The sequence below is a fragment of the Cyanobacteriota bacterium genome, from assembly GCA_025054735.1.
Lineage (GTDB): Bacteria > Cyanobacteriota > Cyanobacteriia > SKYG9 > SKYG9 > SKYG9.
The window spans coordinates 1-4,734 of the sequence record JANWZG010000325.1 but is presented as its reverse complement, the minus strand read 5'-3'; the positions used below and the strand labels follow the sequence as shown (position 1 = coordinate 4,734).

General features: G+C 48.7%; 5 protein-coding genes. 2 read left to right on the top strand and 3 right to left on the bottom strand.

Annotated features, from left to right (window positions below):
- On the bottom strand, positions 1-368 hold a 368-nt coding region (locus NZ772_14240), incomplete at its 3' end, for a GntR family transcriptional regulator (GenBank protein ID MCS6814709.1).
- Positions 369-851: 483 nt separating this feature from the next.
- On the opposite strand from NZ772_14240, the gene NZ772_14235 reads away from it, so the two are divergent.
- Positions 852-2,735, top strand: coding sequence for a diguanylate cyclase (locus tag NZ772_14235; GenBank protein ID MCS6814708.1), 1,884 nt, complete (start codon positions 852-854; stop codon positions 2,733-2,735).
- Positions 2,736-2,822: 87 nt separating this feature from the next.
- On the opposite strand, the gene NZ772_14230 is transcribed toward NZ772_14235, so the two are convergent.
- The gene (locus NZ772_14230; protein ID MCS6814707.1) at positions 2,823-3,650 is read right to left on the bottom strand and encodes a dienelactone hydrolase family protein; all 828 of its coding nucleotides are present in this window, start codon (positions 3,648-3,650) and stop codon (positions 2,823-2,825) included.
- A gap of 164 nt (positions 3,651-3,814) precedes the next feature.
- On the opposite strand from NZ772_14230, the gene NZ772_14225 reads away from it, so the two are divergent.
- Positions 3,815-4,288 carry a TspO/MBR family protein gene (locus NZ772_14225; GenBank protein ID MCS6814706.1) on the top strand — a complete coding sequence of 158 codons (474 nt, stop codon included), beginning with the start codon at positions 3,815-3,817 and terminating at the stop codon, positions 4,286-4,288.
- 75 nt (positions 4,289-4,363) lie between these two features.
- On the opposite strand, the gene NZ772_14220 is transcribed toward NZ772_14225, so the two are convergent.
- Positions 4,364-4,734: heterodisulfide reductase-related iron-sulfur binding cluster (locus tag NZ772_14220; protein MCS6814705.1), on the bottom strand; the 371-nt coding region annotated here is incomplete at its 5' end.

Genomic DNA, 4,734 nt, shown 5'->3' with positions numbered 1-4,734 from the left:
TCTCGTAATTGGTGCAATGAGTAGCCTTGTTTCACCAACTCATCAAGGCTTTGTTTCACAAGTTTGTGAGCCTCTGGGTGCTGGGTCAGGATAGTGGGTTTTTGCTCTACTAGTTGCTCATCTCCCCCTTGGGCACGTACATAAATGCCAGAACCCGCTTGAGAGTCTACAACGCCGTCTTCTTCTAACTGACGATAGACTTTGCTAATGGTATTGCGGTGCAGTCCAGTGATTTGGGCTAACTGGCGCGTGCTAGGAAGGCGATGGCCTGGGGGATACTGGCGGGAGGCGATCGCAAAGTGGATCTGGTTATAGAGTTGGGTTGACGCTGGAATGTCGCTATCAGGCTGGATGCGAAACTGAAGCATAGGGTTGCGGGAATGAGCAAATGGTTACTCAAGCACGTAGCTAATCGTAGCTAATTGTGTCCATGCTTAGGTGATAGTTCAATTTTAGTCGGAGAGTCTGGAATTCGACACCGAATCCTGTTGAGGAAGATTAGCAAGATGGCATAACTTATCTAGCACTATAGCTGCAGCAGTTCACAACTGCTCCTCAGCAATATCTGTTCTCGGTTTTTCCCACAATTGCCATAAATCACTGAAATACACGGCTATCTTTCAGCTTGCCGCTAGACTTGCAGTTAAGTTTATTACTGACTAATTGTCTGACTTAGCTGTTGGCCTCATCTCTAGAATCCTCAAGCTTTGGTTCTACTAGCGCTGGTCTATCAACTCTGTGCTGTGACCCTGTTAGTTTGGCCTCCGATCAGGCAATGCTAAACCATGACAGCAAACTAGACTGTTAATCTTCCTCATTTCCTCTTCAACATAGTGTTGTGACTAAGCGTAATGGTACAGCCGAACTGTCAACAACAACTCATCCATCAGCGGCGGAGTATGCCCTTACAGTTGGTGCTGGTAGTGCCGTTTATGCTCCAGATTTGTACTACAGTTGGTATAACTGGGTGGCTCTCGTTTCGCAGTGGTCAACAAACTATTCAGGAAATTGTGACACGCCTGCAACAAGAAGTCAGTGAGCGCATCATCAAGTATACACAAAACTATCTGGCTGTACCGATAGTAATCAATCAGCTTAGTGCCAGTGAATTGAGAACTAGACAGCTAAATCCTCAAAATCTTGATCAACTCAGTCACCACTTTGTCGATCTGCACCATGTGTTTCGTCAGGGCATCAACCACATTTCCTTTGGCAACCAGGATGGCACCTATGTAGCTGTGCGACGCAGCCGCGGGCAATACCCCTTTGAGGTACTACTTGTGCCCTCTAATGCCTTGGGTCAACTACACACTTACTATGCCAACGATCGTGGTGACCTTATTAAAAAACGTAGAATCTCCCTAGACTATGATCCGCGGCAACGCCCATGGTATCACCAAGCAGTCCAGGCGGGTAAACCAAGTTGGACTGGTATCTACAACTACTTTGATGCCACGACCTTAGGGATTTCTCACGTTTACCCAATCTATGCCTCAGGTAAGCTCCAAGGTGTATTGGCGACAGACTTTGACCTAGCAGATATCAGTAAGTTTCTGCAAAGCTTGAAGATTGGTAAAACTGGACAGGCATTCATTATTGAGCGTAATGGTCAGTTGGTTGCTAGCTCTTACAAAGAGAATTTGTTTGTAATTACACCGACTAGTACTGAGCGCATTACTGCTAGCCAAAGCCAGAGCGTGCTGGTGAGTCAAGTGTCTACCTATCTCCAGTCTCAATTTGATGGGTTTAAGCGTATCAATCGTCCTTATCAGCTTTCAGTTAATACCTCAAGTGGCAGACAGTTTGTGCAAATTATGCCCCTTGTACAGGAAAACGGGATTAGTTGGCTCCTAGTTGTCATTATTCCCAGGGCAGATTTCATGGCAGAGATCTACCGCAATGCTCAAGTAACGGCTGTGTTTTGTGCTATTACCTTGGTGCTATCTAGCCTAGTGGGTCTGCTAATTTGTCGCTGGATTAGCCGTAGCATGTTGCGCTTTAGTCAGGCTGCTCAGGCGATCGCTGATGGGAAACTCTCTCCTACTGATACCTATACAATCACCCCACCTATTGCCGAGATCGTCACCTTAGCCCAGGTATTTGACCAGATGCAGCAGCAGTTGCAAGCATCCTTTGCAACCTTGGAGCAAACTAATCGCACCTTAGAAACTCAAGTTGCTCAGCGCACCTTAGAACTTCAGCGTGCCAATCAGGCTCTTTATCAACTTGCAACGGTGGATGAGCTGACTCAGTTAGCCAATCGCCGTCGGTTTGAGGAATACCTTGCTCAAGCATGGCAACAGGCGCAACAGGCTGGTCATCATCTAGCCCTAATTTTGTGTGATGTTGATTGCTTCAAGGCATACAACGATAACTATGGTCACCGTGCAGGTGATATTTGTTTGCAACAAGTGGCTTGGTCAATGCGGCAAGCTGTCCAGCAGCCGAGCAACTTGATTGCTCGATATGGGGGAGAAGAGTTTGCAATCGTCCTGCCTGCTATCAATTTAGCTGGGGCTGAGCACATTGCCGAAGAGATTCGCCAATCGGTCTGCTGGCTGCGTATATCTCATGAATATTCCCCTGTTAGTGCCTATGTCACGGTTAGTTTGGGGGTGTGCAGTCTAGTGCCGAATCCAGACATAACTATGGATGTACTGATCGATACAGCCGATAAAGCCCTCTACGAGGCTAAAGCTAATGGACGTAATAGGTTTATGGCACGATCGCTATAGGCAGACGCAGTTACTCTAGCTCATGCACGGTCGGATCATGAACTGGATCATGAACAATTGGATGTAGAAGCGTTGCGGGTTGTAGAATCAACTCACACCATGTTGCTTAAACCAAGCCCGTAGGCGTTTCCAGCCATCCTGAGCAGGTTCTTGCCGATAGCTAGAGCGATAGTCTGCATAGAAGGCATGGGGAGCATCGGGATAGAGGATAATCTCTGACGGCTTGTTCGCTGCCTTTAGAGCATCCCTCATTAGGTCTACGGTGTTGTTGGGAATACTTACATCTGCACCGCCATAGAGTCCTAGCACGGGGGCCTTGAGTAAATTGGCAATATCGATCGGAGACTGTGGCTGAAGTGGTGTGGGGTCTGCAACCAACCGTCCATACCAAGCTACCCCTGCCTTGAGTTGGGCACTGTGGGCAGCGTACAGCCAAACAATTCGTCCACCCCAGCAAAACCCAGTAATCCCCAAACGCTTAACGTTACCGCCTGATCGTGATGCCCATAGTACTGTGGCATCTAGGTCAGACAACACTTGGGTGTCAGGCACACTAGCAACAATGGGACGAATCTCGTCAATGCTGCTGAGTTTGGATACATCTCCCTGACGGACAAATAATTCAGGGGCGATCGCCATATATCCTAGTTTTGCTAACCGACGACACACGTCTTGAATGTGCTCATGGACTCCAAAAATTTCTTGAATTACAAGCACTACAGGAAATCCTCTCCCCCGATTGGGCATAGCCCGGTAGGCAGGGATTTGTCCATCGGCTACAGGAATACGCACAGCACCTGCTACCAAACCTGTAGCTTCTGTTCTAATGGCAGCAGCAGAAACTGGATGAACAGCAGCAGCAAAGCCAGCCGCTAGAGTTGTAATTAGTAGCTCGCGTCTGCCGATCGTTGGCATTGTCTTCTCTGGCCCCTCTGTTGGCATAGCATCTGCAACCTTAACTGTTGACAACCTACCCCCTCGCATCTTAACGGGTCGTAACTCCAATTCATGGTTCACAAATTTACAGTAACTTTACAATGTAGAGGGTATGCATCTGTCCAAGCGTTTCCGCAATGTCTATGATCGTTACTTGGCTAGTCATTGCCGCAGCCTCCGTTATTGTTGCTGTTGGCATCAATCGGTTTAGTCCCGCTGATGCCCGTTGGTTTGGACGGTTGCGTCGTCCCACTTGGCTGACCTTTGAGTGGGCAATTCCCATTATTTGGACGGTGATCTTTCTCTGTGGCATCACATCTGCTAGCTTAGTTTGGCGTAGTGCCCCCGGTGCTAGCCATACCCGGCAACTAATGATGGGATTCTTGATCCAAGAGGCGTTAATTATGGCCTTCACACCTGCAACTTTGCGTCTACGCAGTCTGCGAGCAGGAGCACTAATTGGTGGCATCGGGTTTGTATTTGGCCTATTCTTAACACCTGCGGTTTGGAAGGTCTCTGCCACAGCAGGCTGGCTGCTAGTACCATACCTAATCTGGAGTCCGATCGGCACTTATACTACCTGGGTTATGAGCAAGCTTAACCCAGAGTCAGCCTAGACGAGGGTTAAATCAGTGGCAGATTCTATGTGCACCCAACCATGTAACTGCTAGCAGGCGGGATAAATTGATGCCTCAGCATAGCCCTAGCTTTTTCAGCAGCGGACGGGTTGATACAATATGCCGCTCTAGCCCTAACTCTTTGGGACTGACTCCTAGGGATAAAGCAACTAGCTGAGGTAAATGCAGAATTGGTAAGCCCAGCGGCTCCCCGATTACCTGCTCCACTTCCGGTTGACGTGAGTCTAGGTTCAAATGACAGAGGGGACAAGGGGTAACCATGCAATCGGCCCCTGCTGCGATCGCGGCCTTGATGTGTTTCCCAGCCATGCGAAATGATTCCGTTGTGGCATAGCTAGAGATTGGCCAACCGCAGCACTGAGTCCGGCCTGGGTAGTCGATCGCTGTTGCCCCCACGGCATCAATCACCTGTTCTAGTGCTCGCG

Bases quoted from the DNA above. Each gene is read 5' to 3' on its own strand.
- NZ772_14230 (MCS6814707.1), bottom strand. From the start codon at position 3,650: ATGCCAACGATCGGCAGACGCGAGCTACTAATTACAACTCTAGCGGCT.
- NZ772_14225 (MCS6814706.1), top strand. From the start codon at position 3,815: ATGATCGTTACTTGGCTAGTCATTGCCGCAGCCTCCGTTATTGTTGCT.
- NZ772_14235 (MCS6814708.1), top strand. From the start codon at position 852: ATGGTACAGCCGAACTGTCAACAACAACTCATCCATCAGCGGCGGAGT.